Below are 26,809 nucleotides of genomic sequence, written 5' to 3' on the forward strand. Positions count from 1 at the left end.
TTCCCTACACGCTTCAAATGTACGTCGTCCAGCTTCGTCCCCGGCAGTGGACCAAAAATTTGCTCGTATTCGCGGCCCTGATTTTCTCCATTCAGAAGGCGACCATGGACATGCTGATGCATTCCGTCGTTGGCTTCCTTCTGTTCTGCTTCGTCTCGAGCTGCGTGTACATTCTGAACGACTTCGTAGACCGCGAGGCGGACCGGCAGCATCCGGAGAAGCGGCACCGTCCGATGGCATCAGGAGCGATCCCCGCTCAGGGCGCGCTCATGCTGGGGGCCGTGCTGCTGACGGGATCCCTGGCGACGGCTTACGTGCTCAGTCCCGTCTTCGGGCTGCTGCTGACCGTCTACTTCGTGCTCAACGTAGCGTATTCGTTCAAACTGAAGCATGTCGTCATCGTGGACGTGCTTATCGTTGCTTCCGGCTTCGTCCTGCGCGCCATCGGCGGGGGTCTCGTCATAGGTGTTGCGCTGACGCCTTGGTTCTTGATCTGTACGCTGCTACTCTCGATCTTCCTCGCTATCAGCAAACGCCGGCACGAGGTGTACGCGCTGCAGCACGACAGCGGCTCGCACCGGAAAGTGCTTGAGTCTTACTCGATCGATCTGCTGAATCAATTGAACAGCATCGTGACGACGGCGACGATCATGAGCTACGCCTTGTTCACGTTCACGTCCGGCCATACCGTCCACCTCATGTGGACGCTGGCGTTCGTCATTTACGGCGTGTTCCGGTATTTGTACCTGATTCATATGGAGGACAAGGGCGGGAAGCCGGAAAAGGTGCTGTTCGAAGACCGGCATCTGCTTGTTACGGTTATGCTGTACGCTTTTTCGGTAGCGCTGATCTTGATTTATCTGGAATAAACCGCGAGTGGCTATAGCCGGATAGGAGGTGGTTGGATGAAATTCTTATGGCTGTTCGCCTCCGTCCTTCTGGGGGTGGTCGGACAATTGCTGATGAAGTGGGGGCTCGTGGAGCCGAAGCCGCTCTGGACGGAAGGCCCGTCCTTCGCCCGGTCGCTCAGTTCCTGGCCGGTGCTGGCCGGACTCACCGCTTACGCGTGCAGCTCTTTGTTCTGGCTGCTCGCCCTGAAGCAAATGCCGATCAGCGTCGCCTACCCGATGGTCAGCCTCGGCTACGTCGGCGTGGCGCTAGCCGGCTATTACTTGTTCCGGGAACCGCTGTCCGCCGTTCATTGGCTGGGCATCGGCGTCATTATGCTAGGCGTCGTGATAGTAGCGCGGGCATAAATACCCCACAAAGTGACGCAGGGCTTCGCAGATTATTCCTAGTACTTTGCGGGGACCCCGGACAATTGGTTCATAAAACTTAGATATGGATAGGGGAATACCGGTATGAACGAGATTCACAGCTACATGTTCGCCATCCTACCCCTCCTGGCCTGGGTCGTCTCCGGCTGCCTGAAGTTCGCCGTCAACGCGCTGAAATATGGCGCAAAGGCGCGTGAGCACATCGGCAACGGCGGCTTTCCCAGCACGCACACGTCGGTCGTCTCCTCCATCACGATGGGTATCGGGTTCACGGTCGGTTGGGACAGCCCTTTGTTCGGACTGGGCGTGGCCTTGCTCATGATCACCGTCATCGATGCGACAGGCGTCCGGAGAGCGGTTGGCACGCATGCGCAATGGATCAACGTGCTGTCCAGACGGCATCCCGATGACGAAGCGTCGCTCCTGCGGGAGAAGCAGGGGCATACGAAATTCGAAATCGTCGGAGGACTGGGCGTGGGAACGGTGCTCGGCTGGATCGCGTCATGGTTCATATCCTTTTGAGGAGTTAGGAGAGATAGAGAGATGAGAGAACGCATACCGCAATTAAGCTTGCTAACAGGGATTTTCCTGCTTGTATTCACCGCGGCGACCTTCGCCGTCACCTCGCTGTTGTTTTTGGTTCACATTGAGATTACCGCGGCAAATCTGTTTCTGGCGCTGGCCGCGACCGTTGCGATTTTGTGGTTCGGGACCAAAGTGTACTTTTCGGAGCGTCACGCGCTCTACTTCGGCATCAGTCTGCTGGCCTCAACCGTCGTGTTTTTCATTTTCCTCGGGGTCAGCGGCTCGTTCTACGACTTGAGCTACGACGGCCAGACGTATCACCAGGAGGGCATTCTGCGGCTGGCGCAAGGCTGGAACCCTTTCTATGACAAACCGCTCGGCGACCAGGGTGTCCCGTACGCGATCTGGATCGACCATTACGCCAAAGCGAGCGAGACGATCGCGGCCGCGCTGTACGCCGTCACCGGCTCGATCGAGCTGAGCAAGGTGTTCAACTTCCTGCTCATCGCCGCGTCGTTCTTCCTCAGCTTCTCGGCGCTGGCCGCCATCCTTCCGCGCCGGCGGGGACTGGCCGCCCTGTTCGCCTTCATGCTCGCTTGCAACCCGGTGAGCATCTATCAGAGCCTCAGCTTCTATGTCGACGGGCAGCTCGGCTCCCTGCTAATCTGCCTCACGGCGCTCGGCGTGCTGATCTACTTCCGGCCGAAGTGGCCGGTTATTATCGCCTACGCCTTATGCATCACGCTAGCGGTCAACAATAAATTTACCGCGCTCGCGTACGCAGGCATTCTATGCTTCGGACTGGTGCTGGCGCTGTACGTCACCCAGAAGCACGGGATCTTGAAGAAAATGCTGATCGTCATGACGGCCAGCGCCCTGATCGGCGTCGCGCTGCTCGGCTTCAACCCGTACGTCACGAACATGATGAAGTACAAAAACCCGTTTTACCCTCTTGCGGGGGAAGACTCCAGGGACGTCGTCGCCGCCTTCACGCCGACCAGCTTCATGACGATGAACCGGTTCGAGGAAGCGGCCGTCTCCTACTTCTCCCAGTCGGAGGGCAACAGCACGAAGCGTGACGAAACGACGCTGAAGCCCCCGTTCACCTTCAGCCTGGACGAGTTGAAGTATTATGGCATTCCCGATACCGCGATCGGCGGGTTCGGCCCTCTGTTCAGCGGGGTGATCGTGCTGGCGCTCATCATCCTCATCATGGCGTTCCTGTTCAACGTGCCCCGAACGATGGTGGTCATCGGGCTGCTAGGCATCTTGCTCGCCTCCGTCTTCATCAACTACGCCGCGTGGTGGGCGCGCTACGTGCCGCATTTGTGGATCTTGCCCTTCCTCATCGCGCTGCTCGGCTTTAGCTTCACGGAGCGCAAAGTGATCCGGGGACTCAGCTGGCTCATGGTAGGCGTGCTGTTCGTGAACATGGCGATGGTGACGGTCTCTTATTACAAGCTGCAGGCGGAAGCGAACGGCGAGCTGAAGGCGCAGATGCAGACGCTTAAAGAGGCACAGCAGCCGGTCACGGTCTACTTCTCCTACGCCTATTCCAACAAGAACCGGCTCGAGGATTACGGAATTGCGGTGAAGGAGGTGAAAACGGAGCCTAAGTGCGATTCTTTGGTGGAGCTGAGAGATTCCGGCACGCTCGTCTGCACGAGCGCCCAATAACCTAGCGAAAATCAGTAACCGCGGCGCTCCACAATTTTCCGTACAGGAGGAACTATTTTGGATATAATCGGTTCATGGTCCCGACTCGCCATGAAAGCTTGTTTAAGTCTGGTACTCGCGCTCACATTGGCCTTGCTGCCCCCGACGGCAGGCCGCACTTTAACGGCGGTTGCCGCCGACGCGGGGTCGAAGGTCGTCGCCACATGGATGTGGAACACATATGAGATCTGGCGGGACAAAGAGGGAACATTGAACTATTTGACGCAGCACGGCGTCAATCGGGTGTATCTGCAGGCAGACCCCGACATCCCGGTCGACGTCTACCGCACGTTCATCCGAGAGGCAGGCGAACGCGGAATCGAGGTGCAGGCGTTAGGCGGGAAGCCCGAATGGGCTCTGCCGGAAGGGCAAGATGACCTCTACAAATTTATTTACTGGGTCAAAGCTTACAACAACAGCTCCCGCTCCTCGGAGCGATTTAACGGTATCCACCTGGATGTGGAGCCTTACGTGCTGCCGCAATGGCAGTACGAGCGGGACACGATCATAGGGTACTGGATGGACACCGTCAGCGGCTTCGTCCAGGAGGTCAAGAGCGATTCGTACTTAACCGTCGGCGTCGACTTGCCCATCTGGCTGCAGTGGTTCCTCGTGCCGGACGGGAAAGGCGATACGACGACATTGACCGATTACATCATAGGCCGGGTCGACGAAATCGCCCTGATGGCCTACATCGACAACACACCTGGTATCCTCCAGGCGGTCAGTCATGAGCTCGCCGAGGCGGAAGCCTCGGGCAAGCCGGTCGTTATCGGAGTGGAGACGATGGACAACGGCGAAGCGAACTCCAGCTTCTACGGCTTGGGCCAGGGGGCCATGTACGATACCATCAACGCGGTCGCCTCCGCACTGTGGACCCATCCGGCCTATGGCGGCGTCGGGATTCACGAATACGACAGCTGGCGTTTTTTAGGCTGGTAAGCAGCCGGCAGCACGAAGCCTGCCCAGGGAAGTCCTGGGCAGGCTTTTTGAGCTGCTGCTGGGATTAGTTCCAAAAAGGGATTAGTTCCAACCGTCTTTCGCGTCTTTGAACGTAAGCTCGGCGTTCATTTCTTTGATGAGCTGTTCGCCGCCTTTCGCCTTCCATTCATCCACCATCTTGTCCCAGTCGGATACGGGGCGTTGGCCGGCGATCATCTTCGTCTGCTCGTCGGTCAGGAACTTGTTCAGATCCGCACCCTTGGTCAGCTGCGTTTCGGACACCGTTCCTGTGTTCGGGTTGCCGTAGTATTTGACCGTGCCGTAGTAGTTGATCAGCAAGCCCGCGAGCGATTTCAGCGGCTCTTGGTAGCTGGCCAAGTAGTTGATGTCGGAATCCTTGGCCGGCCAAGCGACGCCGTCGATCAGATAAGCAAGCGGGTACAACCCTTGCGGACCGGCGTCCTTCTTCACGACCGGCTTGCCGTCTACCATGTCGTAGCCTTGGCCGATCTTGCCGTACAGCCAGTCGAAGTCGGGGTTCTTCTCCGTCTTCTTGTCGTCCGGGTAGAACGTGCGTCCGGCTTCGATCATATCGAGAATTCGCTTGACCTTCGTCTTGTCCTTGCCCGCCTCGGCCGAGATGACCTCGAAGCCGATGAAGCCCGTGCTGGACAGCATGCCTTGCGAGCCGTCCGGCGCTTTGAACAGCTCCACATTGACGAACTTGGCTTCCGGATTGATCTTCATCAGCCCATCCATGTAAGCTTGCGACATGCCACGCGGCGTGCCGATGAAAATGCCGGCCTTGCCGGAGTAGAATTCCTTGTTCGTGTTCGCCCAGTCGATCGTGGCGAAGTCCCGCGTGATCGCGTTCTCCTTGTAGAGATCGGCCAGCATCTGGATGACGTCCTTGCGGCCGGGGCCGATCATGCCCGGGATGAACCGGCCTTGCGCATCCTTATGGTACCAAGCGCCCGGATCCCAATACGCACCTTGCGCGAACGTCGGGCTGATGTCCTTGCCGATCGCCATGCCGTACGTATCGTTCTTGCCGTTCTTGTCCGGATCGTTCTTCGTGAACGCGAGCGCGACTTGCTTCAGCTCATCATAGGACGTCGGCACCTTCAGACCCAGGTTGTCCAGCCAGTCCTTGCGCAAAATCGTGGTGAAGCCGAACTTCGGATAGTATTGCGGAATCGCGTACAGCTTGCCGTTCACGCGGAATTGGTCGAGCACGAACTTCGGAATGTTTTTTAACGAAGGGTACTGGCTGATGTACTCGTCGAGCGGCGTGAATGCGCCTTGCTTGGCGAACTTGTTGTACTTGCCGGTCAAGTCGGCGCTCTGGAACACGACGACGTCCGGGATCGAGCCCGAAGCGAACGTGGCCGTCAATTTCTCGTCGTACGTGCCTTGCGGAATCAAGTTCGGCTTGAAGTCCACGTTGAACTTCTCATTGATCATCTTGAGCCCCGGCCCTTCCGGAGTCGGAATATCGCCGTAGTAATAGCGAATCATGCTGATGGTCAGCTTCTTCGTGCGGTCGTCCACGACCGGGCTCGGGGTACTCGAACCCGCCGCTGGCGTCGCCCCTACCTTGTCTCCATCATCCTTCTTGTCGCCCGACGAACAGCCAATCACACTTGTGGCGAGCACGACCGCCGCCGCGCCTAACGCCAATGCCTTTTTCTTGTTCTTCATCTTGGTAAACCGCCCTTCACTTTGGATTTTTTAGATCTTTTTTCCTACTACTCCCGCCACTAAATCAAAGGGGAGGGAGAGTGTACGATTGACGTCCATGGAGACGGGGAGAGAGGAGTGGAGAAGCCTGCGTCCGCCTTTGAAATCGTGTTATTTCCACTAGGAGCCTAATTCGGATAACACGATTTCAACAGCGGTCGGAACCCTCTCTCCCCTTCGGAATGGCTTAGTCAATCTACGCTTTGCTCTTCACTTTCCATCACCCTTTGATCGACCCCACCATCACCCCCTTAGCAAAATGCTTTTGCAGAAACGGATACACGATCAGGATCGGCAGCGTCGCCACAAGAATGGCGGCCATCTGAATCGTCTCCGGCGGCGGCGGATTTTCCAGCATCATCTGCTCGGCCGCACCAAGGGCGTTCTTCGCGTCGCTTTGGATGACGATCTGCCGCAGGATGACCTGGATCGGCCATTCGCGAGGATCGTTCAGGTACAAGATCCCGCCGAAGTACGTGTTCCAGTGGCCGACGGCGTAGAACAGCCCGAACGCGGCAAGCACCGGCTTGGAGAGCGGCATAATGATTTGCCAGAAAATCCGGAATTCGTTCGCCCCGTCCACGACGGCCGCCTCATACAGCTCCGTCGGGATGTTCAGGAAAAACTGGCGCACCACGATGAGGCTGAACGGCCCGATCGCCGACGGGAGGATAAGCGCCCAGATCGAGTTGAGCAGCCCGGTCGCCTTGACCATGAGGTACGTCGGAATCATACCCGCCGAGAACAGCATCGTGAACAGCACCATAAACATCATGAGCCGTTGGCCGTAAATTTTGCGGGAGAGGGCATACGCCATCGAAGCGGTAAACAGAAGATTGACGATCGTCCCGACGGACGTCAGATAGACGGTCATGCCCATGGCCCGAACGAACGGCTTGGATTGGAGAATGTACTCGTAGGCGTCCGTGACCCAAACTTTGGGCCAGAGCAAGATTTCGCTTTTCAGAAACTCTTCGAACGTCGTGAACGACACCGAGAAAATGTAAAGGAACGGGAACAGCATCGACACCGCGAGCAGGGCCAGAAACAAATAGTTAAGCGCGTCGAAAATCCGGTCGGAAAGCGATTTGTATTTCATGGGAACCTCCTCGTTTCGTTAGTAAATGCCATCCTCGCCGAATTTCTTGGCCAAATAGTTGGCGCCGCCTACCAGGATGAGCCCGACCACGCCCTTGAACATCCCGACGGCCGTCGCGAAGCTGTAATCGGACTGCTGAATGCCCTTGTAGTAGACGAACGTGTCGAGCACGTTGCCGATCTCCATGTTGAAGGCGTTCAGCATGAGGAAAATTTGTTCGAAGCCGTTATCGAGCACGTGACCGAGCCGTAAGATCAGCAGGATGACGATCGTGGCCCGGATGCCCGGCAGCGTAATGTGCCAGATTTGGCGCCACCGGCTCGCGCCGTCGACGATCGCCGCTTCGTACAGATCCGGGTTGATGCCGGCTAGCGCGGCGAGGAAGATGATCGTGCCCCAGCCGATTTCTTTCCAGATGACCTGAATGATGATGAGCGGGCGGAAAAAGTCGGGGTCGGTCAAGAAATCGACCGGCACCTCAAAACCGAAGTACACTTGCAGCACCCGGTTAATGATGCCGTTCGAGCGCAGGAAGATGAAAAACAAGCCGACGACGATGACCCACGACAGGAAATGCGGCAAGTACACGATCGTCTGCACGAGACGCTTGTACAGCTGGCTGCGCACCTCGTTCAGCAGAATGGCCAGCACGATCGGCGCCGGAAAGGCGAACAAAATTTGCAAAAAGCTCAAGTACAGCGTGTTCCAAAGCACCCGTACGACCTCGGGCTCGGAGAAGATGCGGCTGAAATGGTGAAAGCCGACGAATTCGCTTCCGGTGAAGCCGAGGAACGGGCTGTAGTCCTGGAACGCGATGACCATCCCGAGCATCGGGATATACCGATAAATGAGGAAGTAGAGCAAGCCCGGTAGGACAAGAAAGTACAGAAACCGGTCGCGCCACATTTTCATCGCGACCTTGCGGCTCTTGCTGATCGAGGGAGCGGCGGTCGATGTCGGCGGTGCGGTTGCGGCAGGTTGCGGCATAAGATCCCTCCAGATTCAGATTAGGTTAAGGAATGGTGCGGATAACCAGACTTCGGCGAACGCCCGCGGCGAGCGGCAGCGTCAGGACGGCGACCGCTTCCTTGAGCGGGGCGGCCCCGTCGGCCGCATAGGGGTTGAAGGGATATGACGGCCACGACAGGTCGTAAGCGCCTTCAAATTCCAGCCGCCAAGACGCGTGTCCGATCCGGTGATCCCCCTGCTCGGCTTGGAGGCGGATCGCCTCCCGGGTGACCGGCAGCTCCCGGCCGTCTCCGGTCCGCAGGCGCCCATCCACTCTCAGCTGAAGCGGGATGTGAACGGCGCCGGAGTCTCCCTCGGCCATCTCGGCTTCGAATTCGAGCCGGATATGGTCCGACGCCAGCTCGCTCAGCCGTACGCTCAATGTGCGCGAGCCGTAGGCGAGCTTCGCTTCGCGCCCCGCCAGATCGACAGCCCCCGCATCCGGTACATACAAGTGCTGGCCCTCCGCCGTCCGGAGCTCGAACGTACTCCACTCCGGCTGCTCTTTGGAGTTGCCGCCGCCCACGATCAAGCCGCTCCCCTCCTGCCAGACGCCGATGAAGCTTTGGCGGTCCTGGCCCCAGCGCGACTCGACCTTCTTGGCGGCGAAGGCGCTCAGCGCGACGTACCAGCCGTCCTGCTTGCAGACGAGCGTGCGGGCCCACTCCGTCTCGATCCGCAGCTCCTCGAACAGGGAACGCTCCTTTTTCCCTTCGGGCCGGACGTTCCAATATTGCAGCAGATCGGCCATATGCGCGCCCTTCCAGGTGAGGCCCCGCCCGATCGCTTGTTCAATGACGCGCTGCGCGTACGACTCCCCCCGCGGGATGAGCGTGAAGCCTACGAGCCCCATAGGACTCGAGTGGGCGTCATATTTCGTGCGCCCGTCCACGGTCTCCACACGCGACCCGTCCGGGTACGTGAACCGCTCATGGAACCTCAGCGCCCGCTCCAGCGCCGGCAGCACGTCGATCGTCCCGCCGTGACGGGCGTACAAGCCCAAGGCGTGAATGTAGACCAGGTTGTACAGAGTAGTCGGCCCGTGGTGCTCGGGCCAGAAACCGTCTTCGTGCTGAACGGCCAGCGTCAGCCGAATCATCGTCTCGCCCGTCCGCTGCCACTCTGGCCGGCGGAAGACGCTTCCGGCACGGTGCAGCGCCATCGCGTTCCATGTCGGGATATTGTGCACGACATCGTGGCTCGGATCCGCCTCGCGGCGATCAAGCGATTCGCGCATCTCCCGGTCGATGCCCTCGTAGGCGAGCCGCAGCCCTTCCCTCCAGCGGGCGAGGCGCGGTTCGTCCAGGTCGGTCTCGAGCAGCCGGTACGTCTCCAGCCAGTGGTACATGGACCAAGGCATGTAGATCGCCCCCCACTTGGACCCGTCGGTCTTGACGAACTCGACTTTGCCTTCCGCATCCTGGAACGCTCGCAACGCGTCTCCGGTCCGGCCGATGCGCTCGAGCAGCTCCGGACTGCGGTAGAACCGGCTGCCCGCGTAATCGGTCTTATACATGTAGGCCATGCCGAGCATAATGTCTTGGTTGGTGACCGCCCAGCCTTTCCCTTCCTCGAAGGGGCCGGGACCTTCCATGAACCGGCCCGTCTCCGGATCGAACCGGGGGAACTCGGCTTCGATATTGCGTGCGTACCAGTCGGACAGCCGTTCTGCCGTCAGAGCAGCCGGTCCACCGCCGGCTCCGGCCGCTCCGCGTTCGCGGTTTGTACTCATCGTGCGACGCCCCTCTCTAATGATTTGGACAACATCGGAATTTTAATGTACCTTTGACAGCTTCATGTAACCACGGGGCGTTTTTACCCGCAATTATCACTTTGTCCGGCGGGGCGCGTATACGGATAAAAGTGCGAATCTGCGGATAAAAGCGGGCGAAAGGCTTGTTGTGGCGCGGAAAAGAAAACATGGGAAATGGATGGGCGCTCCGTTTTGCATCGGCCCGTCCGAAACCCCGGCTCATAAAATTTCCCTTTATGTGGAATGGTAATGGAGTGATTTTTTACTATTCATCCATCGGGGGATTTCAAAATGAGTTCACACAAGGAGAAGCTGCTGGAGCAAGCGCATAAGCTCGCGCTGGAGCATGACCCCCGCGGCAAGCGCATCTCGGCGGCGGCGGTCTGGGAGCGGCATGCAGCGGAGATCCAAGAGCTGCGGGCGTTCGTGAAGGAGCTGCACGAGCAGCGCAGCGCGTGCGAGCAGCCGGCCGAGGAATGGCTGCTGGACCATTCGGAATTCCTGGAGGCGGAGCTGCTCGGGATCGGTGAGGATGCCGCCGAGCTGAAGACCCAATCTCTGCCCGTAGTATCCCGGGACGGGCGGCTCCGGGTCTCGTCGATCTGCGAGGCGTATCTGGAGCAGACGGACGGGCTGCTGGAGGAAGAGACGCTCACGGCTTTCTTTAACGCCTATCAAGAGGTATCCGTGCTGTCGATCTCCGAGGCCTGGTCGGTGCCGCTCTTCATGAAGATGGAGATGATCCGCCGCCTCGCGAACTTGGCGAAGCCGGTGAAGGAACGGCGCGCGATCTGCGAATTCGTCGAGCGTATGCTGGCCGGACTTCCCGCGGCCGAGCTGACGCCGGAGCGACTGAAGCAGGCGCTCGAGGAGGCCCGCGTCGAGCTGCCCCTGTCCGGAGCGCTGATCGTTCACCTCGTCAAGCATCTCAGGGAGCATGCCGACGATTCCGCGCATATCGGCGAGTGGCTCATCTGTAAGATGGACAATGCGCCGGAAAGTCTCGATGCGATTCTATCCTACGAGTATCGGCTTCAGGCCGAATCGCAGGTGAGCATCGGCAACGTCATCGGCAGCTTGCGCAAGCTGTCGCGTTGGGTGTGGAGCGTTCCGTTCGAGCGGATCAGTGTCGTGGAGCGGACGCTGCGGGAAGAACAGGCGGGCGATTACCCGAAGCTGGACGCAGCTAGCCGGCACACGCTGCGGCACCGGGTGGAGCTGCTCGCCCGGCGCATGAAGGTGCCGGAAAAGCTGGTCGCCGCTCAAGCGGTAGAGCTAGCGAATTCACGACGCTCAGCGGAAACGGAAGCCGAAGCTGGGAAGGACCGCACGGACCGCCCAAGCGTCCTGCCCCGGAACGCGAACGCCGCTTATTACTTGCTCGATGCCCGCGGGCTGAGGGAGCTGCAGAAGGCGCTGAAGCAATGCGGCAAAGCCGGCGCCCTGCCGGAGGCGGGGATCAAGCTGCGCGCCTCCGGCTTTTACATCCAGCTGCTCGCGTTCACCACGCTCGCTGCTCTCGTATTGCTGGCCTGGTGGATCGGCGGAGCGGCCGCGCCTCTCTCTCCGCTCGGCTGGTTCGCCGTGCTGCTGCCGCTCGTCTGGCCTGCCAGCGAATTCGGCGTAACGGCGGTTCACTGGCTGATCGAGCGGACGGTTCGCCCTACCCGCTTGCTCCGGTACGATTTCTCCAAAGGGGTGCCTGAGGAGGCCGCGACGATGGTCGTCATCCCGGTCATCTGGTCCCGGGCGGAAGACGTGAAGAAGACGGCCGACTGGCTCGAGCTGCATTACTTGGCGAACCGGGATCCACATATTCATTTCGCCATGCTGAGCGATTTCCGGGATGCGGACGCGGAGTGGCTGCCGGAGGACGACACGCTGCTGCACGAGGCGAGCCTCGAAATCGAGCGGTTGAACAGGAGCTACCCGGGTACCACCTTCCACCATTTTCACCGCCATCGCCAGTGGAACCCCTCGGAGCGCGTGTGGATGGGCTGGGAACGCAAACGCGGCAAGCTGGAGGAGTTCGTCCGGCTGCTTAAAGGCCACGAGGATACGAGCTTCAGCACGAGAGTCGGCGATCCGGCCGTGCTGAGCCGCATTCGCTATGTCCTGACGCTCGACGCCGATACGCGGCTGCCGCTCGAGAGCGCGCACCGGATGATCGGCGCCATGCATCTTCCGTACAACCGGCCCCGGCTGAACGCCAACGGGACCAAGGTGGTCGAAGGCTACGGCGTGCTGCAGCCGCGGATCGGGATCACGTACGAAAGTGCGCAGAAGTCCCGACTCACTTCCCTGTGGGTGTACCAGACCGGACTCGATCCGTATGCGTTCGCCGTGTCGGACCCTTATCAGGATGCAATCGGGCAAGGCATTTTCACGGGGAAAGGGATATTCGACGTCGATACGTTCCATGCGGTGCTGGGCAATCGGTTCCCGGAAAATCGCGTGCTCAGCCACGACTTGCTGGAGGGCGGGCTGCTGCGAACCGGGCTGCTGTCCGATATCGAGCTGATCGACGATCATCCGCCGACCTTCCTCGCGCATCAAAAACGTCTTCACCGCTGGACTCGCGGGGACTGGCAGCTGCTGCCCTGGCTGAAGGGCCGTACCCGGAACCGCGAAGGCGAACTCGCCGACACCGAGTTAAGTGCCGTAACCCGATGGCAGCTGCTGGACAACCTGCGGCGGAGCTTGCTTCAACCGGTACTGATGGCGGTCCTGCTGCTGGCGGGCACGGTATTGCCTGGCTCGCCCTTGCGCTGGTATGGGGTGGTGCTGCTGACGCTGCTCCTGCCGGCGCTCCGTCAGCTGCTCACCCCGTCCGCGATCGTCTATCGGCCGTCCAGCCTGCTCCTTACGCTCGGACACGTGCTGCTCACCTTCTTGACTCTACCGTTCCAGACCGCCCTGCAGCTCGATGCCGTCCTCCGAACCGTATATCGGCTGGCCATATCCAAACGCAGGCTGTTGGAGTGGGTCAATCAGGCCGAAGTGGAGCGGATGAGCAGCAGCAAAGGTGCGCCGCCGCTGGCCGGCCTGCTCGGCGGTTATGTGCTGATCGCGCTTATGGCAGTAGGCACGGTTATGAGCGGAAATGCTGCAGTACAAGCCGTCGGCTGGGCCTCCGTGCTTCTATGGAGCGTTACGCCGCTCGTCATTCGCTATCTGGATCAGGCCCCCGTCCACAACACGGAAGCTCTTGCTCCCCAGGAGACGGAAGCGCTGCATAAGCTCGCCAGGGACATTTGGACGTTTTTCGAAGACTATGTTACCGCTGGGGACCATTGGCTGCCTCCGGACAACGTGCAGTTCGAACCCGATCGGGGGGTGGCACACCGGACCTCCCCTACGAACATCGGCATGTACGTCACTTGCGCGCTCGCCGCCCGGGACTTCGGGTTCATCGATACGCCCGGGCTCATCGAACGGTTGGAACGCACCGTCTCGACAATCGAGAACATGGAGAAGTGGGAAGGCCATCTCTACAACTGGTACGATACGGAGTCGCTTGCCCCGCTCCCCCCGGTGTATGTGTCGACCGTGGACTCGGGCAATCTGGTCGCCTCCCTGCTGACCGTGAAGGAGGGGCTGCTGGAATGGTGCAGAGTGGACCGCGACCGGAAAATGGAGCAGGTTACCCCGAACACTCCGGACGGGTCGACTCGTTCCGACCGGCCGGCGCGAACCGAAGTCGCCTTCGCGGACGAGCTGGGCCGCACTCCTCCGCCGACCGATCTGATGACCCGGGGAAGCCGGCTGGCCGCACGGATCGATGCGCTCGTGCAAGCGACCGACTTCCGCCCGCTCTACGATCCGAAGACGAATCTGTTCTCGCTCGGGTACCACGTGCGCTCGCGCACCCGCGATGGCGTCCTGTACGACCTGATGGCCTCCGAGGCGCGACAGGCGAGCTTCGTCGCCATCGCCCTGGGCCAAGTCTCGGTCTCGCATTGGCACGCGCTCGGCCGCACGCTTACGAAGGTGGGCCGGCGCCCGGCGCTGCTTTCATGGTCGGCCACGATGTTCGAATACTTGATGCCCTGGCTGCTCATGAAGACATACCGCGATACGATCTGGGACAGCACGTACAAGGCAATCGTAGAACGTCAAATCGAATATGCCGAGCAGCGGGGCGTGCCGTTCGGCATCTCCGAATCCGGATACTATGCTTTTGACCATCAACTAAACTATCAATATCGGGCGTTCGGCGTGCCCGGCCTCGGGTTCAAGCGCGGTCTGGAGCAGGATCTCGTGCTGGCGCCGTATGCGACCGTGATGGCACTGCCCTTCGCCCTTCGCCAGGGCCTCCGGGCTTTGAACGAGCTGGAGCAGCTGGGCGGACGCGGCCAATACGGCTACTACGAGGCGCTGGATTTCACGCCGCGGCGGATGCCGGCTGACAGAAAGCACGCGGTCATCCGCAGCTTCATGTCGCATCACCAGGGGATGAGTCTGTTGACATTGTCCAACCTGCTGCTGCCGCACAAGATGACGGACCGGTTTCACCGGAACAAAGCGGTGCGCGCCGCCGAACTGCTGCTGCAGGAGCGCATTCCGCAGCGGCCGAAGTGGGTGAACCATCCGGCGATGTTCCGTTCGCAGGCGCGGGTGGAGCAGGAGGTTGCCAAAACCGGTCCCGTACGCGAATTCTCGTCGCCCCATACGGCCGTTCCGGAAGCTTGCCTGCTGTCGAACGGACGCTTCACAACGATGGTGACGGCGAGCGGAAGCGGCTGCAGCAGCTGGGAAGGGCTCTCAGTCTCCCGGTGGCGGGAAGAGCCGGTCCAAGATAACTGGGGGAGCTGGATCTACATCCGGGATGTGCTCTCCGATCGGGTCTGGTCCCCCTCGTACCAGCCTTGCCGCACGGAAGCGCCGAGCATGAGCATCGTCTTCGAGCCCGACAAGGCGACATTCGTGAGCGAGGACGAGCAATCGGAAACCCGCATGGAGATCGCCGTCTCTCCGGAGTTCGACGCCGAGGTGCGCCGCATCCGCTTGACCAACCGCGGAGATGAACCGATGATGCTCGAGGTCACCTCCTTCGTGGAGCTGGCCTTGGCGAATCCGATTGCGGACGATGCACACCCTGCGTTCAGCAAGCTGTTCATTCGCACGGCGTATGACGCCGAGAGCGGCTGCCTCGTAGCCGGTCGCCGCAAGCGGGAAGCGAAAGACCGGGCGCTCTGGTCGGCCCACCTCTTAGTGGCCGAAGGACAGGCGCCTGCGCCCGCCGAGTTCGAGACGGACCGCGCCGCCTTCATCGGGCGCGGGTACCGGCCGGCGGAGCCGTATGCGATGCGCGCCAGGCTGAAGGGCAAGACCGGCTCGGTGGCGGATCCGGCCTTCATCATGCGTCGGCGGGTGCATATCGAACCCGGAAAGACGATAAGCCTTTTTGCGGTGACCTCGGTCGCCGAGTCCAAGGAGGAAGCCGTGGACATCGTCCGCCGGCTGACGACTTCGCAGGCGGCGGAGCGGGCATTCCAGCTGGCATGGACGCGCAGCCGGGTCGAGCTGCGCAACCTGAGCCTAAGCCCCGCGGATGCGCTCGACTTCCAGCGGCTCGCTTCGCAAGTGCTGTATACGCCGCCCCACCGGCCGGAGCGCAGCCGGCGAATAGCCGCGAACGTGAAGGGTCAATCCGGCCTATGGTCGTTCGGCATTTCCGGGGATCGGCCGATCATCGTCGTCCTGGCCGACAATCGCAGCCAGTTGCCTTTTATCGTCAAGCTGCTGACCGGGCATGAGTACTTGAGACGGTTGGGGCTCCGGTTCGACCTGGTCATTCTGAACCAGTCGGCCGACGGCTATCAGCAAAATTTGCAGGAGTCGCTGGGACGCGCGGTAGAGCATGGCGTCGACCGGTTCGGGGCAGGTGCGGTTGGGATTCACGTCCTGCCGGAGAGCCTGCTGAGCGAAGAAGACCGTACGCTGTTGCTCACTGTGGCGCGGGTCGTGCTGCGGGCCGGCGGGCCGAGTCTCGCGGGTCAGCTGCGCCAGCCGCTGCGGGTCGTCGACGGCCGAGCGGGCCGGACTGGGCGCGTGGACCACGCTAACGGTACGGACCGCGCTGATCGCGCCTTCGCCGACCGATGGCCGGAGCCGCTGCCGCTTGCGACCCCCGGCGGCACGGACCGACCGCAGACCGCTTCGCCAGCGCAGTCCCTCACCCTCGATCCCGCGGACGTGCGGTTCTATAACGGGTGGGGCGGATTCACGCCGGACGGGAAGCAATACAAGCTCCTGATTAAGGATGGCCGGCACCTGCCTGCGCCTTGGATCAACGTCCTCGCCAATCGGACCTTTGGCACCCTGGTTTCCGAGCTCGGAACCGGGTACACATTCTGGCGCAACAGCCGGGAGTGCAAGCTGACGCCGTGGTCCAACGACCCGGTGCTGGACCCGCCGGGCGAGCTGGGCTATCTCCGCGATGAGGAGACGGGCGAATGGTGGCCGCTCACCCCCGCGGGTGGTGCTGTGACGGAGCCGTTCTTGGTCACTCATGGTTTGGGCTATTCGTCCTTCGACCATACGCGGGCCGACATCCGCCATTCGATGACCGTCTTCGTCCCGTTGGACGATCCGGTCAAGGTGATGCGCGTGCGGATGAAGAACACTTCCTCCGCGCCGAGACGGCTGTCCGTCACCTATTATGCGGAGTGGGTCCTTGGCGTACAGCGCCAGTCGAACGCTCCGTTCATCGTGAGCGAATGGGACGCGTCCGCACGAGTCCTGACCGCCCGGAACGGGTATCAGGAGAACTTCCGCGACGCGACGGCGTTCCTGGGCATCTTCCCTCAGGGAGGTGCCCCCGCTCCCGCTCCCGCACCCGATTCCGCTTCGGATCCCGGTTCCGATGATTTGTCCTGGACCTCGGATCAGCTCGAGTTCATCGGCCGCAACGGGACGGTGGACCGTCCCGCGGCCATGGGCCGCAGCCGGCTGTCCGGGCAAACCGGCGTGCGCCACGCCGGATGTGGGGCGCTGCAGCGCAAGCTCCGGCTCGAGCCCGGCGAGGAGGCCGAGGTGCTCATTCTGCTCGGCTGTGCCTCCTCCGCAGCCGAAGCGGCGGACTTGGCCCGCCGCTACTCCTTTGCCGCCCAGTGCGATGCGGCCCGGCAGGCTTCGAGCGACTACTGGGATCGGACGCTCGGCCAGATTGCGGTCGAGACGCCTTCGCCCGAGACCGACATCCTTCTGAACGGCTGGCTTCTGTACCAGTCGCTCGCCTGCCGGATGTGGGCCCGGTCGGCCTTCTACCAGGCAGGCGGGGCGTACGGGTTCCGCGACCAGCTGCAGGATTCGCTGGCGCTGCTGCATACGGCGCCCGAGTTCACGAGGCAGCAGATCGTGCGCCATGCCTTGCACCAATACGAGGAGGGCGACGTTCAGCACTGGTGGCACGAGGAGACCGAGCGCGGCATCCGTACGCTGTTCTCCGACGACCTGCTCTGGCTGCCGTACTCAGTCGCGCGGTATGTCGAGCATACGGGCGACGCCTCCGTGCTCTCCGAGCAGGCCGCCTACATTACGAGCGAGCCGCTCAAGTCCGGCGAGCACGAGCGCTACGAGCCCACGGTGCTGTCCCCTCAAATCGGCTCGATCTACGAGCATTCCCTCCGGGCCATCGATCGGGCCCTACAGCGGATCGGCGAGCACGGCCTCCCGCTCATCGGCATCGGCGACTGGAACGACGGCATGAACTTGGTCGGCGATGAGGGGCGGGGCGAGAGCATTTGGCTCGGCTGGTTCCTCATTGACGTGCTGCAGCGGTTCGAGCGGCTCTGCGAAGAGCGCGGCGAGGCCGAGCGGGCTGAGCGTTATAGGACTACGCGAGAGCAGCTCGCGCAGGCCATTCACGAGCACGGCTGGGACGGGCAATGGTACCGGAGGGCGTTCACCGATGCCGGCGCTTGGCTCGGTACGATCTACAACGAGGAGTGCCGAATCGACGCCATCGCCCAATCGTGGTCGGTCATCTCGGGAGCGGCGCCGCCGGACCGCGCCCAGCAAGCGATGCAGTCGTTCGACCGCGAGCTGGTGGACCGCGAGCGGAGCATCGTGAAGCTGCTGACCCCGCCGTTCGACCGGACCGAGCCGAGTCCGGGGTACATCCAGGGCTACCCGCCGGGCATACGAGAGAATGGGGCCCAATATACGCACGGCGTCATCTGGAGCATTATCGCCTGGACGAAGCTGGGCCGCGGCGACAAGGCGTTCGAGCTGTTCCGGATGCTGAACCCGATCAACCATACGCGGACGGAAAGCGAGGTGCGGGAGTATGTTGGGGAGCCCTATGTGATGGCGGCCGACGTCTACACGTCCGAGCCCCATCGCGGGCATGCCGGCTGGACCTGGTATACCGGGGCGTCCGGATGGATGTACCAGAGCGGGATCGAGTGGATCCTAGGCCTGCGGCGGCATGGAAACCGCCTCTACCTGAATCCGTGCGTCCCGCCGGAGTGGCCGGGCTTCAAGGCGGTCTACCGATTAGGCGAAACCAAGTATCGCTTTACTTTCCGCCGCTCCGAACACGGCGAATCGGCCGATAGTGACAACGGACTGTTGACCGCGGGACCCGACACCTACGTGGAACTCGTCGACGATGGGACGGAACGGGAAATCAAGGTCCGGTTGTAAAGTCAGCAATTTAGAAGAAATGCCGGAGAACGGGATAGGGTACAATGGAGTAATCCAAATGAGAGAGGAAGTGGCCTGAATGGCGAAGCACGCGACTTATTTCTTCAGCCAGGATGCTCAAGCCCAAGCGGCTTTTTATGTTCAAGCTCTAGGAGGAGAGGTCGTTTCCGTCCAGAAGTTCGATCAAATGCCGAATACGAGCGAAGCCGACAAGAACAAGGTGTTGCATCTGCACTTAGTGGCCGCCGGCGTGACGTTCTATATGTGCGACAGCTTCGGACCGGTCCATCAAGGCAATGCGATCTCCCAATGCCTCGAGTTCGAAACGGAAGCGGAAGCGCATGAGGCGTTTGCGAATCTGGCGTCTGAGGGCGGCAAGGTGACGCACGAGCTTCGCAAGGAATTTTGGGGCGCTCTATTCGGGCAGGTCGAAGACAAGTTCGGGGTGCAATGGATGATTACCACCACCGCTCCTGCCATGCAAGCCTAAAGCGTACCCGACGCACGCGCAGCACCGAAAACGCCGCACAGCCCCGAACCAAAAGAGGGCTGTGCGGCGTTTTCCACTTACAGCTTAATGATCTGCTCGCGATACGAGCCCGAGCTCGTCTTGCGGAAGTCCGGCATCTCCACCGGCCGGCCGCCGTTTGCGATCGACAGCTCGGACAGCAGCGCGACCGCGGTCCACTCGCAGGCGTCGTAGACGTCGATCGGCGGCCGGGTGCCGTGCCGGATGGCGTCGATGAAGTCCTGCACGATGAAGAAGTCGCCGCCGTAATGCCCCGCGCTGCGCTGCTCCTCCGTCGCGTTGCGGTACCGCTCGGGGAGATACCGCTCGAATTCGCGCAGCGGCCGCCATGCGGCGGTATCCGAATGGTCGCCGTCGGCCTTCAAGTAAATCTTGGCCTCGTCGCCCAAGCCTCGCGGCGCCTCGTAGCAGCCCAGCGTCCCCTGAAGCGTATAGTAGGCGGCGTTATGCGGCCGGTTCGAGAGGCAGTCGACGCGCAGCCGAATGAGCTTGCCGCTCTCCAGCTGGCACATCGTGACCGACGTGTCCTCCTGGCGGAACTGCGGCGCCGTATGCCAGCCGGTCCCGAAGCTCGACACCGACTGGATCCGGTCGCCCTGAAACCATTGCATGACCGGGCCGAGGCTGTGCGTCGGATAGAATGTCCCCCGCTTGCCGAGCTGCCAGTAGTGGCGCCAGGACGTCTTGCTCGCCGCCGCCTGATCGCCCGGTACCCGCCGGTTGTAGCCGCTCGCGAGATGCTTGATGTCGTGGATGTACTCCCCCTCGCCGTAGTAGATGTCGCCGAACAGCCCTTGCCGCACCATGTTCCCGATCAGCTGGTTGGCCGGAATGTAGCAGTAGTTCTCCGCCATCATGTAGACCTTGCCGCTGCGCTCCACCGCTTCCTTCAGCCACCACAGCTCATCCATCGTGACGCCGGCGGTGACCTCGCTCATCACATGGAGTCCGGCTTCCAGCGCTTGGACCGTCTGCTGAAAATGCAATTGCATCGGCGTCGAGATCACGACCGCGTCGAGCTCGGACTCCAGCATGTCTTCGTAGATGCGGTAAGTCCGCGGGATGCCGAAGCGAGCCGCCTGCTCCTGCAGCAGTCCCTCGTGCATGTCGCACAGGGCGGCGACCTCCACATCCGGGATCGCCTGGAAACCCTGGATGTTGCTTAACCCCCGCGCTCCGACAATCCCTACCTTGATCGTCATGAACATTCACTCCCCATCCATAAAATGCAGGGCCTTCCAACCGCGCGCACCTGAATCCCGTGCACACGATGGAAGGCTGTTCCTCTGCCACCATTATACCACGATTACTTTTTCAGCTTGCCGTACCAATCGTTCGCTTCCTTCTCCAGCTGCTCGCCGCCGCTCGCTCTCCACTTCTTCACGAACTCGTCGAATTCGGCCAGCGGCTTGTCGCCGGTAATGATGGAGATGTACGCTTGATCCTGCAGCTTCTGCAGCTCGGCCTGGTACTTGGCTTGCGCCGGGAGCGCCGTCAGCAGTTGGTTGCGGATGCCGCCCTTCTCGAAGCCTTTGTCCGTCGCCCACTGATTCCGCTTGGAGAACGAGACCGCCCCGAACTCCGGCAGCTCGAGCGACTCCATGACGTTGTTCGCCCCCATTTTCTCCATGTCCTGCGTCGTCATAGTCGGATTTTTCAGCACCGGCGCCTTATCCGTATTGAACGTCCAGTCCTCGCCTTCGATCCCGAACATCGCCGTCACATAATTCTCGTACGATGTGGCACTGATGTAGTCGATCACCTGCAGCACTTTCGCCAGCTTATCCTTGTCCTTCTCCAGCTGTTTGCCGAAGGCGATGAAGTTGCCGTTCAGCAAACTTCCTTGCGCTACGCCCATCTTGCCGGTAGGGCCTTTAGGGGGCATCCCGTACACCATCGCGTCGGCTGCGGCGGGGTTCACCTTCTTCATCTCCACATAATCGTGAGACGCGACGTCGCCTTCGAACAGCAACGGCTTCCAATGATAGAACGCCCCAAGACTGGTCAAGCCGATCCGTCCGTTGATGAAAGCATGAGACAGCGCCCAATAGCCCCCGTTATTCTCCCCGGTAATGAATTCCGGATCGATGACGCCGTCCTTATACCACTTGTTCAGCAGCTTGAGCGCATCCTTCATCTCCGGCTGCACCGCGCCATAGACGAGCTTCCCGTCCTTCGCCGTCCAGCGGTCCGGCAAATACCCGTACGCGCCATAGACGAGCGGGATCGACGATGTAGACAGGCCATACGTATCCTTCTTGCCGTTCTTGTCCGGATCCTGATTAGCCAGCTTGTAGATCGTTTGCTCGAACTCGTCCAGCGTCTCAGGCGCCTTCTCCACGCCTACATTTTTCAGCCAATCTCCCCTCCAGACAACCGGACTTCGGAACCGGTCATTCATGGTGAGCCGCGGAATGCCGTAGATTTTCCCGTCGATCTTGGCATATTCGAATGCGTTCGGCATTTCCTTCTCGGTCTTGGCGTACACGTTCGGCGCGTACTTCTTCAGCATGTCGAGCGGGATCTCGGCCAGAATGTCCTGATCCACGTACTTTTGCAGCAGCGCGAAACCGCCCACCGCCATCCGGTCCGGAATTTCGCCCGACGCGAATTTCAAGTTCATCATTTCATTGAAGTTTTTCGAATCGATATTCCAGACGTCGAACTTGACGTTCAGCTTATCACCCCAATACTTGACCATCTTGGCGTTCGGATCGACCGGCGTCGATTGGCCGGACACCCAGGAGATCGTATACGTTTTGCCGGCTCCCGGCGCAGCGCTCGCGCTTGTATTCGAGGCGGTGCCTCCGCTATCCTTCGAACAGCCTGCCGCCAGCGATGTCAGCAGCACCGATGCCGATGCGACCACGGTCAACCGTTTTACCATTTTTTTCTCCATCTTTATGACCTCCTCCAAGTTTAGCCCCAACAAATCAATCTATATGGTTAAGCATGAAGCCGACCCGGACTCGGCCCATGTTGCACCCGCAAGCGGTTCACCCGACTAGCCCTTCATCGAGCCGACGAGCACACCTTTGACAAAATACTTCTGCAGGAACGGATACATCAAAATAATAGGAATAATCGTCACCATAATCGTAGCGGCCTTAATCGTGTCGGGATTCGCCACCAGGTTCGGATCGTCGAATTTGTTCACGTCCATCATGTCCTTGGATCCTAGCAGCACGATGCGCCGCATGACGACCTGGAGCACTTGCTTGTGCGCGTCGGACGTATAGATGAGGCTGTCGAACCAGGCATTCCAATGGCCGACCGCCACCCAGAGCGACAACGTCGCGATGATCGGCAGCGAGAGCGGGATGATGATCCGGAACAAAATGACGATTTCGTTCGCCCCGTCCATCTTGGCCGATTCCTCCAGCGCTTCCGGCAACGCCATCATGAAGTTGCGGGTGATGACGAGCGTGAAGGCACTGACGAGCCCGGGCAGCACGAGCGCCCAGATGCTGTTCATGAGGCCGAGGTTTTTGACCAGCAAATAATTCGGGATCAGGCCGCCGGAGAAAAACATCGTGAACACGATATAGCCGGTCCAGAACGTCCGGTGCGGGAAAAACCGCTTGGCGAGCGGATAGGCGGCGAACACCGTCACGCAAACCGACAGAGCCGTGCCAAGCACCGTGCGCGTAATCGTATTCAAGAAACCGCTGAGGATGTATTCGTTCGTCAGCACCTTCTGGTAGTTGACCCACGTAATGTCCGGCGGCAGCAGATGCAGACTAGTGAGAGGCAAATCCCCCGGGCTGAGCGACAGCGACAGCAGATGCAGGAACGGATACAAGGTCAATAGGCACAAGATCGACATGAACACTGTATTGAAAAAGTCAAACGCGTCGAAGCGCTTCAACCGTTGCTTTCCTGATGTAATCGTACTCAAGCTTTTATTCCCCCTTTCGGCAAGCGGTTACCATAACCCGTATTCGTTGATGCGTCTCGCAATGGCGTTGGCGGTGAGCACGAGGGCGAAGGCGATGACGTTCTTGAACAAGCCGACGGCGGTGGAAAAGCTGTATTGCATGTTCTCCAGCCCGACCCGGTACGTATAGGTGCTCAGTACGTCGCCCACTTCCATCACCGCTTTGTTGTACATATTGAACACTTGATCGAAGTCGTCGTTGATGAGCCGGCCGATGGCGATGATGAGCATAATCGTGATGACCGGCGCCATGGCGGGCAGCGTCACGTAGCGCATGCGGTGAAACCGGTTCGCCCCGTCGACGGTGGCGGCCTCGTGAAGCTCGGGATTCACGCCGGCAATGGCGGCCAAGTAAACGATCGTCCCCCAGCCGAGCTCCTTCCAGACGTCGGTCACGACGAGGACGCTGCGGAACCATTCCGCATTGCCCATGAAAAAGATCGGTTTGAAGCCGAGCATCTGCAGCAGGATGTTCACCGGTCCGATCGAAGGCGACAAGAATTGAATCGCGAGCCCGCTTAGCACGACCCAGGACAGGAAATGCGGGAAGTAGCTGATCGTCTGGACCGTCCGCTTGAAGAACGACACCCGAATCTCGTTCAGGAGCAGCGCGAAAAGGATCGGGGCCGGGAAGCCGAAGACGAGCTTGTACAAGCTCAGGATGAGCGTGTTGCGGAACACTTGCCAAAAGCTGCCCAAGGCGAACAGCTCGCGGAAGTGGTCAAGCCCGACCCAGGGGCTGCCCATGACGCCCAGGCTGAACTTGTAATTCTTGAAGGCGATGAGAATCCCGTAGATCGGCATGTAGTGAAAAATAAAATAGTAGACCGCGGCCGGCAGGAACAAGATCGTCAAATATTTGTACTTCACATAGCCGCGGAACGAGTGCAGGAAGCGGCTGCTCCGCAGGCGCCCCGGCGGTCCGCTTGGCTGCGGAAGCGCTTTCGGTGTATGCATAAGGGGTCTCTCCTCTCGGTAGGTGTCGACTGGCTTCGGCACCTTCACCATACCGGATGCCGCGGAGGCCTACAATAAAACAAAAATCAGATTATGCAACACGTTCAAGAAATGGCTCGGGAATGCGGTATCTCATTCGTCAGATGATAGAAAGCGATGCAGAAAATATCAAAACGTGCCCTAGGCGGACCTCCCGTATCCGGCCTGTGTGTGCACGTTTTGTTCGTTCGTCCATTCATTTGTTCGTTGTGTAATTGAACTTGTACGTCCGAGGAGTGACCCCGTAAGCTTCCTTGAACTTCTTGATGAAGTAGGCCGGCGTGTTGAAGCCGACCTGGGCCGCGATCTGCTCTACATTGAGATCGGAGGCGATCAGCAGGCGGGCCGCCGTCTCGATGCGCCTCCGGTTCACATAATCGACGAAGTTGATACCCGTCTCTTCCTTGAATAGCTGGCTCACATAGCGCGGGTGCAGCGAGACGCTGTCCGCGGCCGCCTGCAGGCTGAGATCGCCGGCGAGATTCGCCTCGATGTAGCTTTTGATGATCGCGACGGCATCGCCGGCCTTATTGCGGGCGCGTCCTTCGAGGTAGCGGAACGTCACCTCGGCCGCCTGCGTAAGCCAATCTTGGAACTCCTGGATGTCCGAGATCGCTCGCTCCTGGTGCGCCAGCCGCTCGCCGAGCACGTCGATGGTTTTCAAGTGCATATCTTTCAAATATTGATGGAACAGCCCGGCCCACTGCCTCCACTGCTCGTGGCTGTACGAGACCGTATACCGGTCAGAAGCGAGAAGGCGGACGAGCTCCGCCACCGCTTCCTTGAGCGGCTCCAGGCTTCTCCCCTTGAGCGATTCGAGGTAAGCCTCTTGGACCGAAGGCGGGATCGGCTCCGTACCGGCCTCAGGTCCGGCCAGCTGCGAATGCAGGAACACGAGCGTATCCGGCCGGAAGAAGCGCCGCTCGAGCCCGGCCTGCGCCTCCCGGAACGACCGGTATAGCTGGAGCGGCTCCTCCACCCAGCCTCCGGTCGACGCGGATAGCCGCACTTGGAACTGCTCGTAAGCCAGTGCAGACAGTGCTTCGGCCGCTAGACGAACGAGCGGTTCGTCCCGGTAAGGGCTGTGCACGACTGCCGCAATGTCGTTCGCCGACACTGAGATCGCGGTGAACGCGACGTCGGCGGTCCGGGCCGCTTCCAATTCCCGGATGAGGCTGTACACGACGGTCTGACGGTTCTCTTCGAGCAGCAAACCCATATCCCGCTCATCTAGCCGGATGAGCAGCACGCAGTAGGAAGACTCCGTCCAGTCCAGCCGCAGGAAGCGCAGCCGATCCGTCAGCTCAGCCTGCTGTGTGATGGTCCGATTCAGCAGGCCGAACACGAGATTATGCCGAATAATCGGCATATTGTCCGCCACCGTCGCCTCGAGCCCGCTCATCCGGACCGACATGTCGGCCATGAAGTGATTGATCTGCTTGTACTCGTTCTCATGCTTGCCACCAGGCGGGAGTGGGGGGTTGAACAAGCTCTTGACCGTCTGCAGGAGCGACTTCAGCGGCATGTACATGTTGGAGGTCAGCACCTTGGAGAAGATCAGCCCCAGCCCGATCGCCGCCAGGCAGATCAGGATGAGCGTGCGCTGTACGACGACCGCCTTGCGGTTGTACTCATCCGTCGGACTGGCCTGCACGAGCAGCCACCCGGAATAGGGGATTTTCACGTAAGACACCAGTGAGGCCAGCCCGCCGACCGTTTCTCCGAATTTGCCCTTGTCCGAATCCTTCATCAGCGCGACGAGCTTGGCATTGTCTTCCATGCTGATGCTTGTGTCCGTATTCCCTAGTGCGATCATATGTCCGGCATCATCCGTAATCCACATTTGTCCCCGGTCGGATTGGTCCGTCGATCGAATCATCTGATAGAAGGCGTCCGCATGCAGATTGACGGCGATGAACCCCTTCGCCTTTGTGCCGGTCGAATGATACGGATATCCGCCCACAAAGGAGACTACCTTCACGGCGAACGTGCTGGAATTCGCGCTGATCGGTACCGTACGCGTCTCTATCCAGAGCGAGCCCGTCTCCGCGCGGTTCATCCGCTCGATCCAGTCGGTGCTGATCGTGATTTTATCCGGCAGGCTGTCCAGCAGCGCCAAGCCGTAGTTCGAGGAAATGACGGCATTGCTGCCCCGGTAATACACGGAGATCGATTCCACCAGATTCGGGTAGAGGGCGACGGTCGCCTTCAAATATTGATAAATGTCCATCACCTTGGAATTGTTGCCCTGGATCGGATTGTCGAACAAATAATGTACGTCCGGATTCGTAACCATATCGGCGAACACCTTGCCCGCCCGCTCCAGCAAGTTGTCCTGAATCTGCTCGCTCGTATGGGACAGCAGGTGGGAGTGCACCTTCTCGACTTCCTCGTTCAAGCTGGAGGTGAAGATGAGATAGGAGGTCATGCCGACGGCGAGCGTCGTGACGAGGAGCAGGGAAGCGTAGGAGAGGAACAGCTTGGCGTACACACCTCTTAGTTTCACAAGCAATCTCATAAAGCGACCCCCTGGAATGTTCTGACTTCCATTTATATGTAAACGCTGCCAAACGGACCGATCTTAGAACCGACCGCATATTTGCGGATATCTTTTTCTTCTTAGCGGTTCAATATT

General features: G+C 60.2%; 16 protein-coding genes. 7 read left to right on the top strand and 9 right to left on the bottom strand.

Translation table 11 applies throughout. The annotated features are described in order from the left end of the window. Positions 1 to 17 precede the first annotated feature (17 nt). The 5 genes from ACI5FR_RS17395 to ACI5FR_RS17415 all read left to right on the top strand — a co-directional run bounded on the left by ACI5FR_RS17395 (position 18) and on the right by ACI5FR_RS17415 (position 4,460). The gene (locus ACI5FR_RS17395; protein ID WP_405456713.1) at positions 18 to 869 is read left to right on the top strand and encodes a decaprenyl-phosphate phosphoribosyltransferase; all 852 of its coding nucleotides are present in this window, start codon (positions 18 to 20) and stop codon (positions 867 to 869) included. Between the two features lie 36 nt (positions 870 to 905). Continuing rightward, complete coding sequence (locus ACI5FR_RS17400) at positions 906 to 1,256, top strand: SMR family transporter (protein WP_405456528.1); 351 nt, start codon at positions 906 to 908, stop codon at positions 1,254 to 1,256. A 114-nt stretch (positions 1,257 to 1,370) separates the two neighbouring features. Continuing rightward, the gene (locus ACI5FR_RS17405; RefSeq protein WP_405456715.1) at positions 1,371 to 1,799 is read left to right on the top strand and encodes a divergent PAP2 family protein; all 429 of its coding nucleotides are present in this window, start codon (positions 1,371 to 1,373) and stop codon (positions 1,797 to 1,799) included. A 21-nt stretch (positions 1,800 to 1,820) separates the two neighbouring features. After that, positions 1,821 to 3,479, top strand: coding sequence for a hypothetical protein (locus tag ACI5FR_RS17410; RefSeq protein WP_405456529.1), 1,659 nt, complete (start codon positions 1,821 to 1,823; stop codon positions 3,477 to 3,479). Positions 3,480 to 3,536: 57 nt separating this feature from the next. Next, positions 3,537 to 4,460: a hypothetical protein gene (locus tag ACI5FR_RS17415; RefSeq protein ID WP_405456531.1), complete on the top strand. Its 924-nt coding sequence runs from the start codon at positions 3,537 to 3,539 to the stop codon at positions 4,458 to 4,460. A gap of 81 nt (positions 4,461 to 4,541) precedes the next feature. On the opposite strand, the gene ACI5FR_RS17420 is transcribed toward ACI5FR_RS17415, so the two are convergent. The 4 genes from ACI5FR_RS17420 to ACI5FR_RS17435 form a co-directional block, all read right to left on the bottom strand. Continuing rightward, a complete protein-coding gene (locus tag ACI5FR_RS17420; protein WP_405456532.1) occupies positions 4,542 to 6,161 on the bottom strand; it encodes an extracellular solute-binding protein in 1,620 nt (539 codons plus the stop codon). Between the two features lie 259 nt (positions 6,162 to 6,420). Then, entirely contained in the window at positions 6,421 to 7,299 is an 879-nt protein-coding gene (locus tag ACI5FR_RS17425) for a carbohydrate ABC transporter permease (RefSeq protein ID WP_405456535.1), read from the bottom strand. 18 nt (positions 7,300 to 7,317) lie between these two features. Then, positions 7,318 to 8,211: an ABC transporter permease gene (locus ACI5FR_RS17430; protein ID WP_405456716.1), complete on the bottom strand. Its 894-nt coding sequence runs from the start codon at positions 8,209 to 8,211 to the stop codon at positions 7,318 to 7,320. A 100-nt stretch (positions 8,212 to 8,311) separates the two neighbouring features. Next, the gene (locus tag ACI5FR_RS17435) at positions 8,312 to 10,039 is read right to left on the bottom strand and encodes a hypothetical protein (RefSeq protein ID WP_405456536.1); all 1,728 of its coding nucleotides are present in this window, start codon (positions 10,037 to 10,039) and stop codon (positions 8,312 to 8,314) included. 312 nt (positions 10,040 to 10,351) lie between these two features. Between ACI5FR_RS17435 and ACI5FR_RS17440 the strand changes: the two genes are divergently transcribed. Beyond that, positions 10,352 to 18,712, top strand: coding sequence for a glycoside hydrolase family 94 protein (locus ACI5FR_RS17440; RefSeq protein WP_405456538.1), 8,361 nt, complete (start codon positions 10,352 to 10,354; stop codon positions 18,710 to 18,712). Between the two features lie 79 nt (positions 18,713 to 18,791). Then, positions 18,792 to 19,202 carry a VOC family protein gene (locus ACI5FR_RS17445; protein ID WP_405456540.1) on the top strand — a complete coding sequence of 137 codons (411 nt, stop codon included), beginning with the start codon at positions 18,792 to 18,794 and terminating at the stop codon, positions 19,200 to 19,202. A gap of 77 nt (positions 19,203 to 19,279) precedes the next feature. Here the strand turns inward: ACI5FR_RS17445 and ACI5FR_RS17450 are convergent, their stop codons facing one another. From ACI5FR_RS17450 to ACI5FR_RS17470, 5 genes are all read right to left on the bottom strand, one after another. Beyond that, positions 19,280 to 20,443, bottom strand: a complete 1,164-nt coding sequence (locus tag ACI5FR_RS17450) for a Gfo/Idh/MocA family protein (RefSeq protein WP_405456541.1) — start codon at positions 20,441 to 20,443, stop codon at positions 19,280 to 19,282. Positions 20,444 to 20,547: 104 nt separating this feature from the next. Further along, the gene (locus ACI5FR_RS17455; RefSeq protein WP_405456542.1) at positions 20,548 to 22,140 is read right to left on the bottom strand and encodes an extracellular solute-binding protein; all 1,593 of its coding nucleotides are present in this window, start codon (positions 22,138 to 22,140) and stop codon (positions 20,548 to 20,550) included. Between the two features lie 105 nt (positions 22,141 to 22,245). Then, positions 22,246 to 23,139, bottom strand: a complete 894-nt coding sequence (locus ACI5FR_RS17460) for a carbohydrate ABC transporter permease (protein WP_405456544.1) — start codon at positions 23,137 to 23,139, stop codon at positions 22,246 to 22,248. A gap of 27 nt (positions 23,140 to 23,166) precedes the next feature. Continuing rightward, the gene (locus ACI5FR_RS17465; RefSeq protein ID WP_405456547.1) at positions 23,167 to 24,135 is read right to left on the bottom strand and encodes an ABC transporter permease; all 969 of its coding nucleotides are present in this window, start codon (positions 24,133 to 24,135) and stop codon (positions 23,167 to 23,169) included. Positions 24,136 to 24,370: 235 nt separating this feature from the next. Next, complete coding sequence (locus ACI5FR_RS17470; protein ID WP_405456549.1) at positions 24,371 to 26,692, bottom strand: helix-turn-helix domain-containing protein; 2,322 nt, start codon at positions 26,690 to 26,692, stop codon at positions 24,371 to 24,373. Between the last annotated feature and the right edge of the window lie 117 nt (positions 26,693 to 26,809).

Source organism: Paenibacillus sp. HJGM_3, assembly GCF_045062745.1.
Lineage (GTDB): Bacteria > Bacillota > Bacilli > Paenibacillales > NBRC-103111 > Paenibacillus_AA.

Coding starts and splice junctions, on each gene's coding strand:
- ACI5FR_RS17395 (WP_405456713.1), top strand. CDS start 18: ATGTACGTCGTCCAGCTTCGTCCCCGGCAGTGGACCAAAAATTTGCTC.
- ACI5FR_RS17400 (WP_405456528.1), top strand. CDS start 906: ATGAAATTCTTATGGCTGTTCGCCTCCGTCCTTCTGGGGGTGGTCGGA.
- ACI5FR_RS17410 (WP_405456529.1), top strand. CDS start 1,821: ATGAGAGAACGCATACCGCAATTAAGCTTGCTAACAGGGATTTTCCTG.
- ACI5FR_RS17420 (WP_405456532.1), bottom strand. CDS start 6,161: ATGAAGAACAAGAAAAAGGCATTGGCGTTAGGCGCGGCGGCGGTCGTG.
- ACI5FR_RS17425 (WP_405456535.1), bottom strand. CDS start 7,299: ATGAAATACAAATCGCTTTCCGACCGGATTTTCGACGCGCTTAACTAT.
- ACI5FR_RS17430 (WP_405456716.1), bottom strand. CDS start 8,211: ATGAAAATGTGGCGCGACCGGTTTCTGTACTTTCTTGTCCTACCGGGC.
- ACI5FR_RS17435 (WP_405456536.1), bottom strand. CDS start 10,039: ATGAGTACAAACCGCGAACGCGGAGCGGCCGGAGCCGGCGGTGGACCG.
- ACI5FR_RS17440 (WP_405456538.1), top strand. CDS start 10,352: ATGAGTTCACACAAGGAGAAGCTGCTGGAGCAAGCGCATAAGCTCGCG.
- ACI5FR_RS17445 (WP_405456540.1), top strand. CDS start 18,792: ATGGCGAAGCACGCGACTTATTTCTTCAGCCAGGATGCTCAAGCCCAA.
- ACI5FR_RS17450 (WP_405456541.1), bottom strand. CDS start 20,443: ATGACGATCAAGGTAGGGATTGTCGGAGCGCGGGGGTTAAGCAACATC.
- ACI5FR_RS17455 (WP_405456542.1), bottom strand. CDS start 22,140: ATGGAGAAAAAAATGGTAAAACGGTTGACCGTGGTCGCATCGGCATCG.
- ACI5FR_RS17465 (WP_405456547.1), bottom strand. CDS start 24,135: ATGCATACACCGAAAGCGCTTCCGCAGCCAAGCGGACCGCCGGGGCGC.
- ACI5FR_RS17470 (WP_405456549.1), bottom strand. CDS start 26,692: ATGAGATTGCTTGTGAAACTAAGAGGTGTGTACGCCAAGCTGTTCCTC.